We start from the raw sequence: 18,519 nt of genomic DNA on the forward strand, positions 1-18,519 counted from the left end.
TGCTCGGGGACAGTAAACCGCACAGTTTTGAAGGTTCGATTGCATCTTTTTGAAATTCCGCTATTTTTAACCTCCCATTTTTCGGCTATTGCGTATGTATAACGATGGAGCAGGACCGGCGACCTCCCCCATGCAGGATACCCGTCCCCGGGCATTGAGCGTCAGCGAGCTGAACCACCAGGCCAGGCACCTTCTGGAGTCGAGTTTCATGCAGGTGTGGGTTGAGGGAGAACTGTCCGGTTTTTCCCGCCCATCGTCGGGCCACTGGTATTTCTCCCTCAAAGACCGCAAATGCCAGGTTCGTTGCGCCATGTTCCGCGGCATGAACCAGCGCATACGCACCCTGCCGAAAGAAGGAGACCAGATACGGATTCGCGGTAAGGTAACGCTCTACGAGAACCGGGGCGACTTCCAGATCATTGTCGAGCATCTGGAACCCGCGGGTCTCGGGGCGTTGCAACAGGCGTTCGAGGAGCTCAAGCGCAAACTGCTGTCCGAGGGCCTGTTCGATCAGGCCCGGAAGAAGCCCATACCGGCCCTGCCCCGCCACATTGGCGTGGTGACGTCACCCACGGGTGCGGCCATCCACGACATTCTCACGGTGCTCGCCAGGCGCTGCCCCGCCATCCCGGTGACACTCTACCCCACAGCCGTTCAGGGCAAGGCGGCAACGGCAGAGATTGCGCGCGCAATTGCCTCGGCACAGCAACACGGGGTTGCTGATGTTTTGATCATCGGCCGGGGCGGCGGCTCCCTTGAGGATCTCTGGTGCTTCAACGAAGAGGCTGTCGCCCGGGCCATTGCGGACTGCACCATTCCCACCGTGAGCGCCGTGGGCCACGAGGTGGACGTGACTATCGCCGATTTCGTCGCCGACCTTCGGGCCCCCACGCCCTCGGCGGCGGCCGAAAAAATCTCGCCCGATCAGTCAACCTGGCTGAACCAGCTCGATGAACGGGGACTGCGCCTGGCCAATGCCTTCAACCTCAATATCAAGCGCCTGGGTACCCGCCTAGACCATCTGACTGCCCGCCTGAGGGACCCCAGACGGGAACTCCTGGAGAAGGCCCAGCGCATGGATGACCTGGAGCTCCGGCTCAGCAAAGCCATCCGTCAGCGCCTCGGGAGCGCGGGCGTAACATCAGAGCACCTGCACCAACGCCTGTTCATGCAATCTCCACGTCGCCAGCTTGTGACAGGCCAGGAAGCTGTCCAGAGACTGGGGGAACGCTTGACGGATGCCATCGCTCAAAGCCTGAAACACCGTCGTCGCAGCCTCGAGCACTCGGCGCAGACCCTCCACGTGGTGAGTCCCCTGGCCACGCTCGGCCGGGGCTATGCCATCGTTCGCAACGGAGACGGCGAAATCGTGCGCGATGCCGAGACGGTTGCACCCGGCGAGCGGGTATCTGCCCGGGTCGCCAGAGGCGAAATAACGGCGGAAGTGATCTCCGTCAAATGCATGACCACAAACACGCCAGACTAAGCCTATGGTCTACTAGTCCGTGCGCTCAAACGGCCTAAAGTTGTGAGAAAACGCATTACAACAACAATAGGCAGGATGAGGTGGAATGTATGGACTACCACTCAGAATTTCGGCGTTCGATCGACAATCCGGAAGATTTCTGGCGCGGACAGGCCAACCAGATCGACTGGATTGAGCCGCCGAAAACCATCTGGAAACCAACCGATAACGGCCATGGACAGTGGTTCCCGGACGGCACCCTCAACTCCTGTGATGTCGCCCTGGATGCCAACATACGCGCTGGCCGGGGTGACCAGAAGGCCCTGATCTACGATTCCCCCGTTACCGGAAACCAGCGTTCCTACACCTATAACGAACTGACCGCCGAAGTGGCACGGGTCGCTGGAGCCCTGACGGACCGGGGCATAGCCAAGGGCGACCGCGTTATCATCTACATGCCAATGATCCCTGAGGCGGTCATGGCCATGCTCGCCTGTGCAAGGATTGGTGCCATCCATTCCGTGGTGTTCGGAGGCTTTGCCGCCCACGAACTGGCCGTGCGTATTGACGATGCGACCCCGAAAGCCGTGATCACCGCCTCCTGTGGCATCGAAGTGGCCCGGGTGATCGAGTATAAACCGCTGGTGGACAAGGCCATCGAACAGGCCCGACACAAGCCCGAAACCTGCATTGTGTTCCAGCGACCGCAGGTACAGGCCAGCCTGCAGACCGGCCGGGATCACGACTGGCAGGAGCTGATGGCAGTCGCACGACCCGTGGACCCGGTGCCGGTGAAAGCCACCGACCCGCTTTATATCCTCTACACCTCCGGCACCACCGGTAAGCCCAAGGGCGTGGTCAGGGACAATGGCGGCCATGCCGTGGCGCTCAACTACAGCATGAAACTGGTCTACGACGCCAAACCTGGCGATGTCTACTGGGCCGCCTCCGATGTTGGCTGGGTGGTCGGCCACAGCTACATCGTCTACGCCCCGCTGTTCGCGGGCTGCACCAGCATCCTGTACGAGGGCAAACCGGTTAAAACACCCGACGCCGGCGCCTTCTGGCGAGTGGTTCAGGATCACAAGGTGAACATGCTGTTTACCGCACCAACCGCTTTCCGGGCCGTCCGCAAGGAGGATCCCGAAGCCGACCAGCTGTCGCGCTACGACATCAGCTCCCTGAAACGGCTGTTCCTTGCTGGCGAACGCCTGGATCCGGCCACCTACGAGTGGCTCAAGGAACACACCGGGCTGCCTGTGCTCGACCACTGGTGGCAGACCGAAACCGGCTGGGCCATCTGCTGCAACCCGGTCGGTATTGAACTGATGGCCACCAAACCGGGCTCGGCCACGTTCCCCTCTCCCGGCTTTGATGTCCAGGTAGTCGACGCCGGCGGCAGCCAGATGCCGGCCGGCGAACAAGGGCAGATTGCGGTCAAGCTGCCACTGCCGCCCGGCTGCATGATGACGGTCTGGGGCGACGACGAGCGTTTCCGGCGCACCTACCTTGAACCGATTCCCGGCTTCTACAGCTCCGGAGACGGTGGCTTTATTGATGAGGACGGTTATGTGTTTGTTATGGGCCGGACAGACGACGTCATCAACGTGGCAGGCCACCGGCTGTCGACCGGAGAAATGGAAGAGGTCGTCGCTTCCCATCCTGCGGTCGCGGAATGCTGCGTGGTGGGCGCGCAGGACGACATGAAGGGCCAGGTGCCCGTGGGCCTCGTTCTGATCAAGGACGGTGCCACCATCAACCACGACGAGCTGGAAGACGAACTGGTGGAGATGGTCCGCGACCGGATCGGCGCCATCGCCTGTTTCCGTCGCGCCCTGGTGGTTGAAAGACTGCCAAAGACCCGCTCTGGCAAGATTCTGCGGCGAGTCATTCGCCAGATCGCCGACGGCGAGGACTACACCGTACCCAGCACCATTGACGACCCCGCCATCCTGGAAGAAATCAGCGAGCAGTTCCGCCGCTGAGGTTGCCAACGAACCACCGGCCCGCCCGAGCTCCACATCGGGCCGGGCCACGCCGTTCCTGGAGCCCCAAGCCCTTGTTTTTGAGCGACTTTAAAACCTGCATCGGCGGTGCAAAAATTTCGTTGACGCCCCCCAAAGTCGGTCTATACTGAAATTGCTGTGAAAATACAGCGGTATTTGGTGAATGCGTTACAACGTTCTGCCGAAGTGCTCTTCGTTGCCCCTTCCCTCAGTACTCTCTGGTATTTCTCAGCAATGATTCGCCTTTGGGTGTGTCCCGAGGCGTATTGAAGGTCCCGTGAGGGCAAATTACAGGAAGACAGGAAAGATCAATGTCCGAAACTAAAACTGGCCACGTGAAGTGGTTTAACGAGTCCAAAGGCTTTGGCTTTATCGCCCAGGACGGTGGCAGTGACGTCTTTGTTCACTACAGTGCAATCAATGCCAGTGGCTTCCGTACCCTGACCGAAGGTCAGCAGGTACAGTTCACGGTAACCCAGGGCCCGAAAGGTCCCCAGGCGGAAAACGTAACCCCGGTCTGAGCCAGGGTCAGGTTTCTGCCCTTTGCCCCTCACGGGCATCGGAAAACCAACAAGCCGGCAACTTGCCGGCTTGTGTCGTTTCTGGGCCCCGGTTATCAGGCCCCCTCGGTCTCGGCCGCCCTGGAGGTAGCCGGCATCTCGGTGCCCACCGCCTGAGCCACCGCCGAGAACAGCGCCTGCAGTGTCGCCGACGTGGTGTCCTCAGCCAACGCAGCAGCGCTGCACAAACGACCGTTGGCGTTCAGGCGGATACAGGCCAGAGCGTTGGCATTGGTGCCCTCACCCAGGGCAAACTCGTCGTACGCCTCTACAGCAATGGTAATGCCAAACCTCTGCTCCAACGCTTCTGACACTGCCTCCACGGCACCCAGACCGCGCCCTTCCAGGCGAATCGGGCGGGCCTCTCGACCAACCACCACTTCCGCCCGCACACCGTCCTCATCCCGGTGCAGGTCGTAGGAGGTCAGGGCCCAGTCCGCATGCACCTTGAGGTAGCGCTCTTCGAACAGCCGGTGAATGGTGAGGGAGTCGATCTCACCACCATTGGTCTCGGCCTCTCGCTGCACCACCTTGCTGAATTCAATCTGCAGCCAGCGCGGCAGGCTGATGTCGTAGTCCCGCTCCAGCACATAGGCCACACCACCCTTGCCCGACTGGCTGTTGATGCGCACCACTTCCTCATAACGCCGGCCAACATCAAAGGGGTCGATGGGCAGATAGGCCACGTTCCAGACCTCGCCCTCCTTGCGACGCGTCAGGCACTTGCGGATGGCATCCTGATGGCTGCCTGAGAACGCGGTGAACACCAGCTCGCCGGCGTAGGGATGGCGCGGATGCGTCGAGATTTCCGTGCAGGCCTCGACCACTTCGGTGATCTCGGCCATGCCGGACAGGTCCAGGGTCGGGTCAATGCCCTGGGAGTAGAGGTTCATGGCCATGGTGACCAGGTCCATGTTGCCGGTGCGCTCGCCGTTGCCCATCAGCGTACCTTCCACCCGGTCGGCGCCGGCCATTACTGCCAGTTCGGCGGCCGCCACCGCACAGCCCCGGTCGTTATGGGTATGGACGCTGATACTGATGTGTTCCCGACGCTTGATGTTGTCGCAGATCCACTCGATCTGGTCGGCGAAAACATTCGGAGTCGCCATTTCCACGGTGGCCGGCAGATTGATAATCATCGGTTGGCCTTCCTCGGGCCGCCAGACATCGCTGACCGCATCAATCACTTCCGCCGCAAAGTCCAATTCGGTACCAGTGAAGCTCTCGGGGGAATACTGGAAGGTCCACTCGGTTTCCGGATGACGGGCGGCAATCTCTTTCACCAGCTTCGCGCCATTCACGGCAATGTCACGGATGCCGTCACGGTCGAGGCCGAATACCTGTTCACGCTGCACCGTCGAGGTCGAGTTGTACACGTGCACGATGGCCTTGCGGGCGCCGGCCAGCGCTTCGTAGGTACGCTCAATCAACTCCGGCCGCGCCTGGGTCAGCACCTGGATCTTGACGTCCTCGGGGATCCGGTTTTCCTCAATCAGCTTCCGACAGAAATCAAAGTCCGGCTGACTGGCCGCCGGAAATCCGATTTCGATCTCCTTGAAGCCCAGCTTAACCAGCAAATCGAACATCCGCTGCTTCTGGGCCACCGTCATGGGCTTTACCAGAGCCTGGTTGCCATCACGAAGGTCCACTGCACAGAAGGTCGGTGCTTTCTCGATAACCTTATCCGGCCAGCGACGGTCGGTTTTGGCAACAGGTTTGAACGCAACGTATTTGCGGTGATCGAACGCCATGATGGTGATTCCTTGCGGTTTTCCGGATGAAATACTCAATGCCTACAGCATAACGCAAAGAAAACGGTATTTGTTTGCGAAATGAGCCATCGAAGACTATTTTATTGATACAAAATTGCCCGATAAAGTTATTCAGAGACACACTATGGCGCAAAATCAGAAAACACTCGTTAAGATTGACAATCTTGACCGGAAAATCCTCGCCCAGGTGCAGAAAGACGGCTCGCTGACCAACCAGGAACTGGCGGAAAAAGTCGGGCTGTCACCCTCGCCCTGTCTGCGCCGGGTTCGCGCCCTGCAGGAAGCGGGCATCATCGTCCGTACCGTAACGATACTGGACCACAAGAAGCTGGGTCTGTCCCTGACCGCCATCATCCTGATCGGCATGGACCGACACACCCCCGAGCGTTTTGCCGCCTTCGAGGAGCAGGTGGCCGAGTATCCAGAGGTTCAGGAGTGCTACCTTATTACCGGCCAGGACGCCGACTACATGCTCAAGGTGGTGGTGCCGGACATGGACCACTATCACCACTTTCTGCTTAACCGGATTACCCGAATCCAGGGGGTGAGCGGTGTGCATTCCAGCTTTGTGCTGCGCCGGGTGATCGATAGTACCGCCCTGCCCCTGGGCTATCTGTCCTGACCGGGTACCTGAACGCTGGCTGACTCCGCTTGCCATCTGTACCTTCCTGGACAGGCTCCGTACAATACGGGCCACTCAGAGTTGAATGCCAACTGACAAACGGAAAACACGATGCGAGCAAGCCGCTACCTGATTGCCACCCAGAAAGAAACGCCGGCCGATGCCGAGATTATCAGTCATCAGCTGATGCTACGGGCCGGGATGATCCGGAAACTGGCCGCCGGCCTCTATACCTGGTTGCCGATGGGGCTTCGCACCCTGCGCAAGGTAGAGCGGATTGTGCGGGAAGAAATGGACAAGAGCGGCGCCCAGGAAGTGCTGATGCCGGCTGTCCAGCCCGCTGAACTGTGGCAGGAATCCGGACGTTGGACCCAGTACGGTGGCGAGCTGCTGCGCATGAACGACCGCCACGGTCGCGACTTCTGCTTCGGACCCACGCACGAGGAAGTCATCACCGACCTGATCCGCAACGAGCTCAAAAGCTACAAGGAACTGCCCGCCAACTTCTACCAGATCCAGACCAAATTCCGCGACGAGCGACGGCCCAGATTTGGTGTGATGCGGGCCCGGGAGTTCATCATGAAGGATGCCTATTCCTTCCACCTGAACGCCGAGTCCCTGGATGAGACCTACCAGGTCATGCACCGCACCTATTGTGCCATCTTTGATCGCCTGGGGCTTGAGTACCGCCCGGTCCAGGCGGATTCCGGCGCGATCGGCGGCAGCGCCTCCCACGAGTTCCACGTGCTCGCCTCCTCCGGCGAAGACGACATCGTATTCAGCACCGACAGTGACTATGCCGCCAACATCGAGAAAGCCGAAGCGGTCGCTCCGGCCGGTGAACGCCCGGCACCCGGCGAAACCATGCAAGACGTGGCAACGCCGGACCAACGCACCATTGAAGCCGTCGCCACGTTCCTCAACGTTGACGCAACCCGCACCGTGAAAACCCTTCTGGTAAAGGGAGAGGCGGATGAAAACGGGCAGGCCGGCCTGGTGGCACTGGTTCTTCGCGGCGACCACACCCTGAACGAGATCAAGGCGGAAAATCTGGCCGGCGTGGCCGAGCCGCTGACCATGGCCACCGATGAAGAGATCGAGAAGGCGGTGGGCTGCAAAGCCGGCTCCATCGGCCCGGTCAACCTGCCCGTGCCCGTGATCGTGGATCGCAGCGCCGCACACCTGGCAGACTTTGTCTGCGGCGCCAACCGCGACGGCTATCACCTCACCGGCGTCAACTGGGAGCGTGACGTTGCCATTGACCGGGTCGAAGACCTGCGTAACGTGGTGGAAGGCGACCCGAGCCCGGACGGCAAGGGCACCCTCGAGATCCGCCGTGGCATTGAAGTGGGCCACATCTTCAAGCTCGGCAACAAGTACAGTACCGCCATGAACGCCACCGTGCTGGATGAGAACGGCAAGAGTGTGGTCATGGACATGGGCTGCTACGGCATTGGCGTTTCCCGCATTGTGGCGGCGTCCATTGAGCAGAACCACGACGACAAGGGCATCATCTGGCCGGATGCGATCGCCCCCTTCCAGGTGGCCATTGTTACCCTGAACGCTCACAAGTCTCCGACGGTAGCCGAGGCGGGCGAGAAGCTGTACGAGCAGTTGCGCCAGGCGGGCTACGATGTACTGCTGGACGACCGCAACGAACGCCCGGGCGTGAAATTTGCCGATATGGAACTGATTGGTATCCCTCACCGCTTTGTGGTGTCTGATCGCGGCCTGGCTGCCGGCACCCTCGAGTACAAGGGACGCCGGGACGAGGAAAAACAGGATGTTCCGGTGGCCGAGGCGCTGCCCTTCCTGGTTAATGCCTCACCCAGAAAAGGTCTCTAGGCCAGAGAGGTCTTCAGACCAGAGCGCCAACGATTCCGGGCTCCATTTCCAGGGTCACGCCAAAGCGTTCCTGGACGGAGCCCCGGATGGTTTCCGCCAGCGCCAGAATATCCCGTCCGGTGCCGCCAGAATGGTTAATAAGAACCAGTGCCTGTCGGTTATGAACCCCAACCCGGGCATTCCGGAACCCTTTCCAACCACTCTGATCGATCAACCAGGCGGCGGCCAGCTTGACGCCTTCGGCCTGGGGATAGGCCGCGATGTCAGGGTAACGGGCTTTCAGGGCCTCGAACCGGGCGGTGTCGATCACCGGGTTCTTGAAAAAGCTGCCGGCATTGGGAAGGATCTCGGGGTCCGGCAGCTTGCGCCGCCGAATCGCCATGACGGCTTCGGCCACCGCCATCGGCTCCAGACGATCCGCGTCCACCGGCCCCAGGTATTCCTCGAGATCCCGATAGCCCAGAACCAGCGGTCGGGTGCGTGACAGCCGCAGACGGATTTCGGTGATGACATAACGGCCCGGTGTCTGTTTGAAGAGGCTGTCCCGGTAGGCAAACCGGCATTCGTCAGCCCCCAGGGTGACCCGCTCGCCCGTGGTACGGTCCAAAGCCGACACCGACTGCAGCGTATCGCAGAGCTCCACACCGTAGGCCCCTATGTTCTGGACCGGCGCGGCCCCTGCGGTGCCCGGAATCAGCGCCAGATTTTCAATGCCCCGGTAGCCCGCCCTGGCGGCGTAGATAACCGCCTCGTGCCAGTTTTCCCCGGCGCCCAGAACCAGCGTCGCACCACGCTCTTCAATCTGCTCCCAGTGGCGCCCGAGAATCGCCACCCGCACCACCAGACCCGGGAAATCGCCGGCAAACACCAGATTGCTGCCGCCACCAAGGATAAGCACCTCATGCCCGTGGGAATCGGCCCAAACCAGAGCATTGACCAGTTCGTCGGTGCTGCCGACCTCCACGTAAAAACGGGCGACGGCCGCCACGTGAAGCGAGTTCAACGCCCCAAGCTCGACGTTCTCCTGAATCTCGGGCCCCAGGCTCAAGCCAGCCGCCCCCTGATATCCGCAAGCAACCCTTTGCCTGCCTCTTCAATCAGGTCCAGCACCCACTCGAACCCTTCATGACCGCCATAATAGGGATCGGGCACTTCCGAATGGCCGGAGCTGCCGTATTCCAGGAACAGGGCCGGGCGGGTTCCGCCGTTCTGGTGCCACAGGTCGGTGACATCGGCCAGGTTCTGGCGATCCATCACCAGCACATAATCGAAGTGATCGAGATCCCCCTCGTGAATCTGGCGCGCCCTGAGCCCGCTGATGTCGATACCCCGGCGCCTTGCTGCCTCCTGGGCCCGGGCGTCCGGACTTTTGCCCACGTGCCAGTTACCGGTGCCGCAGGAGTCGATCTCGATGGTGCCTGACAGGCCCGCCTGCTCTACCAGCGCCCGGAACACCCCCTCGGCGCTGGGCGAGCGACAGATATTGCCCAGGCACACGAAGAGTACCTTTATGGATTGTTCAGTCACGCGTCACCCCCTTTTCTCCATCCACTCTCTCAACTTGTCCAGGTCCGCCTGGGTATCGACGCCGCCGGGCGGGTTGGTGGCCGCAATGTCCACATGGATTCGGGCGCCGTTGTACAACGCCCGCAGCTGCTCGAGTGACTCGGTGATTTCAATCGGTGCCGGCGCCCAGGTAACAAAATCGGCGAGCACCGAGGCCCGGTATCCGTAGATGCCAATGTGACGGAAATAGCCGGTTTGTTCGGGGAGGGATACGTCGCCGCCGGCGAGGGGCTTGCCTTCGCTCCACTGGTCGCGGGCCCAGGGTATCGGTGCCCGGCTGAAATAATGCGCCATGCCCTGATGGTCAAACACCACTTTGACGACGTTCGGATTAAACACCTGGGCCGGATCGTGGATCCGCTCACACAGGGTGGCAATCGCCGCCTCCGGATGGAACTCGAGGTTATCCGCCACCTGGTTGATCAGTTCAGGAGGAATCAGGGGTTCGTCGCCCTGCACGTTGATCACCCGGTGGTCGGGTTCGAAGGCCAGCCGCCGGGCCACCTCCTCAAGGCGATCCGTCCCGCTTGCATGGTTTGGCGAGGTCATTACGACCTCGGCTCCAAACCGCTCGCAGGCATCACGAACCCGCTCATCGTCTGTGGCCACCACTACGCGCGCCGCCCGGCTCTCGCCGGCCCGCTCGCAGACGTGCTGGATCATGGGTTTTCCGGCAATGTCCGCCAGCGGCTTTCCGGGCAACCGGCTGGAGGCATACCGGGCGGGAATAACAACGGTAAAAGACATCACATCAACCCTGTTGTTTTCGAACTCAACGCTTGTGAAGGCGCTCGTCGGTGGACAGCGTTCGTGCCTCGGCCGCCAGCATCACCGGAATCCCCTCACGAATGGGGAAAGCCATGGCATCCTGGTAACAGATCAACTCGGTTCGGGCCTCGTTGAGCTTGAGGTCGCCCTTGCAAACCGGGCAGGCCAGCATCGCTAAAAGTTTCTTGTCCATGGTGCTTGCTCACTCTCAGGAATTAATCTGTTCAGAACAGTGCCGGACCCGGTCCAGGAAGGTCTCCCGGAACGCATCCGACAACCGGGCCTCCACCACCAGGCTCCAGGCGTTGTCAGGCGCGAAAGCCCGGCATTTAACAGCGTCCTTGGCGGTCATGACAATCAGCTCCGCGCCGTCAGCTGCCAGGTCCGCCTCCCGGAAACGGTGATGGTCCGGGAACGCCGACTCACGCACCTCGGCACCCAGGCCACGGAGTGTCTCGAAAAACCGCTCCGGGTTGCCGATACCGGCCACCGCCCTCACCGTCCGGCCACGGAGATCTTCGACGGGCCGGGATTCATTGGACCGAAGGTTTACCAGGGCGGTCGGCGCCAGGGCCATGCCATGGATCGCTTCATGCTCAAAGCCGGCAAACTCGCCCATGGGCTGGGCCAGGGGCTGCGCTCCATTAACGATAACAAAATCCACCGAATCCAGCCGCGTTACCGGCTCGCGAAGCGGACCGACCGGAATCAGGGCACCGTTACCAATGCCCCGCCGCTGGTCAAACACGGCAATTTCCAGATCCCGGGGCAGGCGGTAGTGTTGCAGGCCATCGTCGCACACCAGGACGTTGCCCAGCTTTCTGGCCAGGGCATGATCTGCGGCCCGCCGTCGGTCCGGGTCGACCACTACCGGGCACCCGGTACTGGCCGCCAGCATGACCGGCTCGTCACCCGCCTCCGAAGGTGCACTGGCGCCGTCCACCTCCAGCGGGTATTGCCCTGCTTTGCCGCCATAACCCCGGCTGAGGATCACCGGCTGCCAGCCGGCAGAGACCAATTCCGACACCAGCCAGGCTGTCAGTGGGGATTTTCCGGTGCCGCCCGCGGTGATGTTGCCCACCACCACAACCGGCACTGGCAAGCTCGCTTCCCGCGCCTGCCAGGCGGCCCGACGCCGGTGCTCTGCGATGGTCCGGTACAACCAGGCCAGGGGGGCCAGAAAACGCAGCGGGCGCCCACTCCCGTACCACAGGCGTTCCACCAGGGAGCTTGCAGCTGCGGGGGTAAAACTCATGACTGCTCGCTGAACTGCATCTGATGCAGCTGGGCGTAGGCACCGCCCGAGGCAAGCAGCTCGTCGTGCCGACCCGATTCGACAATACGGCCGTTTTCCATCACCAGAATCCGGTCGGCCTTTTCTATCGTCGACAGACGATGGGCAATCACGAGCGTGGTGCGCCCCTGCATGACGGTTTCCAGCGCCTCCTGGATATGGCGCTCGGATTCGGTGTCCAGGGCCGAGGTTGCCTCATCAAGAATGAGGATCGGGGCATCCTTGAGCAGGGCCCTGGCGATGGCCAGACGCTGACGTTGACCGCCGGAGAGCATCACACCGTTATCGCCGATCACCGTATCCAGGCCTTCCGGCATACGATCGATGAATTCCAGGGCGTGCGCCTTGGCGGCGGCCTCACGGATTTCCTCACGGGTACAACTCCGCAATGCTCCGTAGGCAATGTTGGCGGCAATGGTATCGTTGAACAGCACCACGTTCTGGGTAACCAGGGCGATCTGCGCCCTGAGCGCCTTGAGGGAAAAGTCCCGCAGGGAATGACCATCAATGCGGATATCCCCACCGGTATATTCATAAAACCGGGGTAACAGGCTGACCAGGGTCGACTTGCCGCTGCCGGACCGACCAACCAGAGCCACACTCTGCCCTGCGGGAATCTCCAGCGAAATGCCCTCCAGCACGTTGTCGAGCTGATCGCGATAACGGAAAGCGACGTCATCAAACTCGATGTCACCGTTCACGCGGTTCGGCGCGTAGGTTCCAGGGTCCGGCTCGGGTTTCTCATCAATGGTCTCAAACACGTCGTAGGCCGCGGCCACCCCTTTCTGGATCTTGGCGTGCACCGAGGTCACCTGGCGAATCGGTTTTGCCATGGTGGTGGCGGCGGTAATGAAGGCGACCAGCTGACCCGTCGTCATCTCGCCACGAATCTCAGGCGCCAGCATCATCCAGACCAGGCCGGCTATGGCAATGGCCACCAGCACCTGAATCACGGGAACGCTGATCGCCTGGGTTGAGGCCATTTTCAGGCTTTGCTGGAGGTTTTTGTCGTTGACCTTCTGGAACCGTTCCCGCTCATAGTCCTCGCCCCCGAAGGTGCGCACGACCCGATAGCCGGTAATCGATTCCGAGGCTACGTGGGTGATATCGCCCATGGACCCCTGGATGCGTTGGCTGATCCGACGGAATCGCTTGCTAGCGTAGCTGACCACCGCCCCGATCAGGGGGCCTACCGCCAGGAAAATCAGGGTCAGCTTCCAGTTGGTGTAGAACATATAGCCCAGAAGGCCGAGGATAGTCAGACCTTCCCGGAGGGTAATGGTAATGGCGTTGGTGGTGGCCTCGGCCACCTGCTCGACGTTGAAGGTCAGCTTCGAGACCAGGCGGCCAGCGGCGTTGTCGTCAAAATAGCGCGACGGCAGCGTCATCAGTCGATCGAACACATCGTTGCGCAGGGCATTGATAACCTGTCGGCCCACATAACCGATGAAATACTGGCTTAGAAAGGTGCCCAGGCCACGAAAGGCGAACACACCGACGATCACCAGGGTCAGCAACAGGCGGTTCTGATCGGTGGGATTCTCAATGGCCGCGATGACGTATTCCATGGCTGCGGCCATACCGGTGGAAGCCGCCGCATAGATAATGTTGCCAAGCACAGCCAGAAAGAACGCCAGCAGAAAGGGCTTAACGTAGGTCAGCAGGCGCTTGTAGGTGTCCCAGCTGCCCGCCGGCACCGTCGCCGGAGGCTCGGGAAGTGGCTCGTTTGCCCTCACTGGTTCTCCGCCTCCCGCTCGGTGGTAATGCTCAGCCTGGCAAAGCCCAGCCGACCGGCCACATCCATGGCACGAACAACGAATTCATGAGGCGTTCGGGCGTCGGCGGTGATGATGAAGGGAAGCGAATTGTTGCCCTCGGCAAGTTCCCGCACGCCCCGCTCAAGGGTCTCACGGCGGTTGTTCACCAGGGTGCGGTCGTTCAGGATGTACTGGCCTTCGGCGTTGATCACCACATCAATCTGTTTCACCTCGGAGGCCTGGGCCGGTTCGCCACTGGCTTCGGGCAATTCCACCTGAAGATGGCTTTCCCGGGTGAAGGTGGTGGACACCATGAAAAAAATCAGCAGCAGGAACACCACGTCGATCAGCGGTGTCAGGTCAACCCCGACTTCCTGGCTTCTCTGGCGCTTGAACTTCACGGGGTTCAGGCTCCTTCCACGTCGATTTCGCGGTCACCGTGAACAACTTCCACCAGCTTGATGGCCTCCTGTTCCATGCCCACCACCAGTTCATCCACGCGGCGGATAAAGTAACGGTGGCAGATCAGTGCAGGTATGGCCACGCTCAGGCCGGCCGCGGTGGTGATCAGCGCCTCGGAAATGCCTCCGGCCAGGTTCCCCGCATTACCGACGCCGGCCAGCTGGATCTCCGCAAAAACCTTGATCATGCCAATAACGGTACCCAGCAAACCAAGCAGCGGAGTAATGGTAGCAACCGTACCCAACGGGTTGAGGAAGCGCTCCAGGTCGTGGATCACCTGGCTTGCCTCGTGTTCGATGCTCTCTTTCATGATCTCACGGCCATGCTTGGCGTTGAGCAGACCACCCGCGAGAATCCTGCCGAGAGGTGATGAGCCCTGGAGGGCTTTCAGCTTCCGGCCATTGAGCTCTTTTTTCTTGATCCAGCGCCACAACTCGTTGATGGTCTGGGGAGGGGCCACCCTGGAGGCGCGGAGTGTCCAGAAACGCTCCAGAATGATAGCAAGCGCCAGGATGGAACAGGCAACGATTGGCACCATCAGAATGCCACCGGCTTTCAACAGCTCGAACACGCTTGGGGTCTCCCTGATTATTTGCAAGCCGCGCTACTTTAGCATAGCTGCCGGTGGAGGCCACACCCGGAATGTCACGGTATTCTACATTGCTCACGGGCCAGACCAGGGCCTCCAATCCAGAACGGCACCTGGTGTCTCATTTCCTTTACGACCAACCGGTTAGCCTCAATGGTCATGCGTAAACCACCGGAACAGGCGGTATTGAAAGCGGAGGCTCCCTGTGTCCGGTATCGGGCCGTCACTACCGGGTGCGGATGGCCATACCGATGCCGGTAGCCGGCGGTGTAGATCACCCAGTGCGGGCGAATGGCCTCGACCCAAAGCTCGGAGGACGAAGATTTACTGCCGTGGTGCGGTGCCACAAGGATCCGGTTAATGGGGCTGGGCGCAACTACCGCCCGGTCGGCCATGCTGTTCAGATAAAGACGCTCGACGTATTCACTGATATCCCCGGGGAGCAGCCATTCGGTGGCCGACGCAGGGTGGAAGATCCGCACCACGCAGGAGGCGTCATTACCCTCAACCGGACCACTGGCCTGCCAGAATTCGAGCTCCAGATCACCCAGGCTCGCTCGTCCAGTCCGGCAGGGGTACACCGATAAACCCGGCAGCCGGGCCTGCACTTCCGCCATTTCGCCAGCAATTACCTGCCCCACCGGTATCTCGGCCACCAGGTCTTCCAGACCGCCGGCATGATCGTTATCGGCATGACTGATCACCAGCGTATCGATACGACGGATGCCCAGAGCCTCAAGATTGGGTAACAGCGTGGAATGCACGGCCGAGAACACGCCCGGCACTGCCGGCCCGGTATCGTATAACAGCACTTGCCGGCGGTACCGGACCAACACCGACAGCCCCTGCCCGACATCCCACACCCATACCTCCGGCGAGGCTGTTTCGTCGTTTTGCTGAGCTTGCACAGGCCCCAGGGCCAACCACGCCACCACCGATAACGCCCCGACGAGGCGAAACCACCGGAAAGGCAGCAGCACAAGAAACGGGACCAGAACCGCGGCAACGGCCAGTTCCCCAGCGGACTGCTGCAGGTCCGGAAAAGGCTGTTCCGCCAGCCAGGTCAGCCCGCGCCAGAGTGCGCCCAGTAGCCAGTCGAACAGCGGTGCGAATACCTGCGCGGCCGGAGGAAACAGCGCCGTCAGCAATCCTCCGGCAATCAACACCGGCATGACCACGAGGGCCAGCCATGGGATGGCCACGAGATTTGCCACCAGCCCGGCCAACGGCTGGCCCTGGCCAAAGCTGGCCAGGATCGGCCAGAGCCCGGCAAACACGGCCACCTGCGCCACCAGCAACCCCGACAACCACCCTGAGCCGCCAAGGCGGGAAGCGAAGGCGGCGATCAGCACCGCAACCGCCATGAAAGACAACCAGAAGCCCTGGTCCAGCGGTGAGAAGGGATCCAGGAACAGAACCAGGGCCAGGGCTACCAGAAAGGTCCGCCAAACCGGTGCCTGGCGCCCCAGAAGCAGCAGCCAGCCGCCCACGACCACCATCACCAGTGCCCGGCGGGTCGGCACGGTAAATCCGGCCGCCAGGGCGTATGCCAGGCAACTTGTTGATACCAGTGCAAAGACCAGGTGGCGTTCAAGGCGCTGGTCAAGGCGGCAAGCGGGCATCATCAGGGCGAGCCGCCTGCCGACATAGCCGGCGCCAACCGCCACCAGTCCCAGATGCAATCCCGAGATCGCGACCAGGTGAATCGTCCCCGTCGCCTTGAGCGTGTCCCAATGTTGGTCTGTCAGATGGCCCCGGTGTCCTGTCAACAGGGACGCAATCAGGGGAAACTGCCGGGCCTCGCCAAACCGGTCTTCCACCCATTCGTTAAGCTCGACATGGGCTTGCCGGTATCGGCAGTGAAGGGAGCACGCCACAGACAGGTCACTCTGAGCATCACGTACCGAACCGGTGGCGCGATAACCTTTCCGGAACAGCCAGTCCTCATAGCGAAAGCCCGCCGGATTCAGGTTGCCGTGGGGGCGTTTGAGAACGACCTTCAGGCGCAGCCTGTGGTCGGGGAGGGGTTCGCCGGCATGGCCATACCAGGCCAGCCTGAGCAGACCCGGAAGCTGGCTGGATGGCCCCCGGCTCTCGAATCGCCGGGGCAAACCATGCCACTCAGTCACGCAGAAGCTGAAACGCAGGCTTCGGAAGCTTCCCTCCGATGGTATATCACACAGGTAGCCGGATACCTCTACGACCTCACCCTCTAGGACCGGTGGCAACACCTCCGACAGCCGGTCCCGCGCGTGCCAGGAGGCCCATCCGAGCCCCAGCAGAAGGCCCAGTGCTGAAACAGAGCAACGGCGTACCACTGCGGAAGGCCGCAGCAAGACCGGAAAGCCCAACATCAGAATAGTGGCAAGCACGTACTCGGGAGGTGGCAGTATCGACAGCCAATACAGTAAGATAACGCCAAAAGAGAAGGTGATGACACCCAAAACCGCGAGGCCGCCCTCGCCTTCAACGCCAGGCGGACGGTTGATCGTTCCGGACAATCCTTGTCCTCCTTTTTGTCACATTCACCGGCGACATCCGATGTGCCGGCCTTACAACCCCATTTAAAGGCAGAACTTCACATGCCGAAGAAGTTCATGAAACGCTATCTGCCCTCACCGGAGAAAGTACAGGCGATGCAATCGCTGAGCTTTCTGGGCGATATCCTTCATGAACCCAACCTCTGGCACATCAATCGCCACAGTGTGGCCCGGGCATTTCTCGTGGGCATCTGGTTCTGTTTTATCCCCATGCCCTTCCAGATGCTGGCAGCAGCAGGATTCGCCATCTGGTTCAATGCCAACCTGCCCCTGTCCGTGGTGCTGGTGTGGATCAGCAATCCAGTGACCATGCCACCGATCTTCTACTTCAACTACAAGGTGGGCGCCTGGGCACTTGATCGTCCGGTACTCAGTTTCGAGTTCCAGCTGTCCTGGTCGTGGATCAGCGAGCGCCTGCTCGACATCGGCATTCCCCTGTATCTGGGGTCACTGATTGTTGCAACCGTTTCGGCCTGTCTGGCCTACCTGATCATCCAGTACCTCTGGCGCCGGAAAATCCGGTCTGACTGGCAGGTACGCAGAGTCAGGCGACGCCAGCGTCGGCGCGCCGCCGATCAGACTTCCTGAATCAGGCGCCCCTGCTCAAGCCGCAAAACCCGCCCCAGGCTTCGGGCCATCCTCATATCGTGGGTAACCATCACAAACGCGATGCCAAGCTTGTCCCGCAGGGACTCAATCAATGCCTGTACCCCCTCACCGGTGTGCTCATCCAGATTGCCAGTGGGTTCATCCATCAGCACGCAGTCCGGCTCGTTCACCAGGGCCCTGGCAATCGCCACCCGCTGGCGTTCGCCACCCGAGAGCTCTCCGGGTTTATGGGAAAGACGCTCAGCGAGCCCTACCTGCCCCAGCAAAGAGGTGGCTTTTTCCTTCGCCTGCACCACTGACATACCGCCCAGCACACAGGGCATCATGACGTTTTCCAGTGCCGGAAACTCGGGCAACAGGTGGTGGAACTGGTAGACAAACCCCAGGTGACGATTCCGGAACCGGGCTCGCGCCGCTTCAGACAGATGGCTCATGTCCTGCCCGCATATGGAAATCTGGCCGGACGATGGCCGGTCCAGACCTCCCAGAAGATTGAGCAGCGTGGTCTTGCCGGCACCACTGCTGCCAACTATCGCAACCGTTTCCCCGGCCGCCACTTCCAGCGAAATATCGGCGAATATGGTCAGTTTTTCCGGGCCTTCGTTATAGGTACGGGTGACCTGACGGCAGTCGATCACCAGCGGAGCATCCGTCATGGCTGAAG

The 18,519-nt window shown here is 61.0% G+C and carries 17 protein-coding genes; 6 read left to right on the top strand and 11 right to left on the bottom strand.

The genetic code is table 11. The features are described 5' to 3' along the window. Positions 1-94: 94 nt before the first annotated feature. From xseA to AC0J1C_RS10175, 3 genes are all read left to right on the top strand, one after another. Positions 95-1,486 (top strand): exodeoxyribonuclease VII large subunit, encoded by a 1,392-nt coding sequence (gene xseA / locus AC0J1C_RS10165; protein ID WP_473043745.1) that lies wholly within the window; start codon positions 95-97, stop codon positions 1,484-1,486. A gap of 89 nt (positions 1,487-1,575) precedes the next feature. Further along, positions 1,576-3,450, top strand: a complete 1,875-nt coding sequence (locus AC0J1C_RS10170) for a propionyl-CoA synthetase (protein WP_473043746.1) — start codon at positions 1,576-1,578, stop codon at positions 3,448-3,450. 332 nt (positions 3,451-3,782) lie between these two features. Next, complete coding sequence (locus AC0J1C_RS10175) at positions 3,783-3,992, top strand: cold-shock protein (RefSeq protein WP_091985846.1); 210 nt, start codon at positions 3,783-3,785, stop codon at positions 3,990-3,992. Between the two features lie 95 nt (positions 3,993-4,087). On the opposite strand, the gene leuA is transcribed toward AC0J1C_RS10175, so the two are convergent. Further along, entirely contained in the window at positions 4,088-5,782 is a 1,695-nt protein-coding gene (leuA, locus tag AC0J1C_RS10180; protein WP_473043747.1) for a 2-isopropylmalate synthase, read from the bottom strand. A gap of 145 nt (positions 5,783-5,927) precedes the next feature. On the opposite strand from leuA, the gene AC0J1C_RS10185 reads away from it, so the two are divergent. Together AC0J1C_RS10185 and AC0J1C_RS10190 are read left to right on the top strand one after the other, a co-directional pair. Then, entirely contained in the window at positions 5,928-6,425 is a 498-nt protein-coding gene (locus AC0J1C_RS10185) for an Lrp/AsnC family transcriptional regulator (protein ID WP_375191897.1), read from the top strand. A gap of 111 nt (positions 6,426-6,536) precedes the next feature. Next, complete coding sequence (locus AC0J1C_RS10190) at positions 6,537-8,270, top strand: proline--tRNA ligase (RefSeq protein WP_473043748.1); 1,734 nt, start codon at positions 6,537-6,539, stop codon at positions 8,268-8,270. Positions 8,271-8,283: 13 nt separating this feature from the next. Here the strand turns inward: AC0J1C_RS10190 and murB are convergent, their stop codons facing one another. The 9 genes from murB to AC0J1C_RS10235 form a co-directional block, all read right to left on the bottom strand. After that, positions 8,284-9,318 (bottom strand): UDP-N-acetylmuramate dehydrogenase, encoded by a 1,035-nt coding sequence (gene murB, locus AC0J1C_RS10195; protein WP_473043749.1) that lies wholly within the window; start codon positions 9,316-9,318, stop codon positions 8,284-8,286. Then, positions 9,315-9,782 (bottom strand): low molecular weight protein-tyrosine-phosphatase, encoded by a 468-nt coding sequence (locus AC0J1C_RS10200; protein WP_473046527.1) that lies wholly within the window; start codon positions 9,780-9,782, stop codon positions 9,315-9,317. The genes murB and AC0J1C_RS10200 overlap by 4 nt, the downstream gene beginning before the upstream one ends. Positions 9,783-9,800: 18 nt before the next feature. Further along, on the bottom strand, positions 9,801-10,583 hold the full coding sequence (gene kdsB / locus AC0J1C_RS10205) for a 3-deoxy-manno-octulosonate cytidylyltransferase (RefSeq protein WP_473043750.1): 783 nt from the start codon (positions 10,581-10,583) through the stop codon (positions 9,801-9,803). 25 nt (positions 10,584-10,608) lie between these two features. Further along, complete coding sequence (locus tag AC0J1C_RS10210; RefSeq protein WP_091985862.1) at positions 10,609-10,797, bottom strand: Trm112 family protein; 189 nt, start codon at positions 10,795-10,797, stop codon at positions 10,609-10,611. Positions 10,798-10,812: 15 nt separating this feature from the next. After that, positions 10,813-11,859 carry a tetraacyldisaccharide 4'-kinase gene (gene lpxK, locus AC0J1C_RS10215; RefSeq protein ID WP_473043751.1) on the bottom strand — a complete coding sequence of 349 codons (1,047 nt, stop codon included), beginning with the start codon at positions 11,857-11,859 and terminating at the stop codon, positions 10,813-10,815. Continuing rightward, positions 11,856-13,634: a lipid A export permease/ATP-binding protein MsbA gene (gene msbA / locus AC0J1C_RS10220; protein ID WP_375191902.1), complete on the bottom strand. Its 1,779-nt coding sequence runs from the start codon at positions 13,632-13,634 to the stop codon at positions 11,856-11,858. The genes lpxK and msbA overlap by 4 nt, the downstream gene beginning before the upstream one ends. Beyond that, the gene (locus AC0J1C_RS10225) at positions 13,631-14,056 is read right to left on the bottom strand and encodes an ExbD/TolR family protein (protein WP_375191903.1); all 426 of its coding nucleotides are present in this window, start codon (positions 14,054-14,056) and stop codon (positions 13,631-13,633) included. Before AC0J1C_RS10225 ends, msbA begins: the two co-directional genes overlap by 4 nt. Before the next feature lie 5 nt (positions 14,057-14,061). Continuing rightward, positions 14,062-14,688: a MotA/TolQ/ExbB proton channel family protein gene (locus AC0J1C_RS10230; RefSeq protein WP_008169179.1), complete on the bottom strand. Its 627-nt coding sequence runs from the start codon at positions 14,686-14,688 to the stop codon at positions 14,062-14,064. 74 nt (positions 14,689-14,762) lie between these two features. Then, complete coding sequence (locus AC0J1C_RS10235) at positions 14,763-17,207, bottom strand: DNA internalization-related competence protein ComEC/Rec2 (RefSeq protein ID WP_473043752.1); 2,445 nt, start codon at positions 17,205-17,207, stop codon at positions 14,763-14,765. An 81-nt stretch (positions 17,208-17,288) separates the two neighbouring features. Here AC0J1C_RS10235 and AC0J1C_RS10240 point away from each other — a divergent pair, with 81 nt between their 5' ends. Then, on the top strand, positions 17,289-17,834 hold the full coding sequence (locus AC0J1C_RS10240) for a DUF2062 domain-containing protein (RefSeq protein ID WP_375191905.1): 546 nt from the start codon (positions 17,289-17,291) through the stop codon (positions 17,832-17,834). On the opposite strand, the gene lolD is transcribed toward AC0J1C_RS10240, so the two are convergent. Next, positions 17,822-18,511 (bottom strand): lipoprotein-releasing ABC transporter ATP-binding protein LolD, encoded by a 690-nt coding sequence (gene lolD / locus AC0J1C_RS10245; protein WP_375191906.1) that lies wholly within the window; start codon positions 18,509-18,511, stop codon positions 17,822-17,824. The two genes, AC0J1C_RS10240 and lolD, sit on opposite strands and share 13 nt — an antisense overlap. Positions 18,512-18,519: the final 8 nt, after the last annotated feature.

This window comes from Marinobacter sp. E2 (assembly GCF_055755345.1).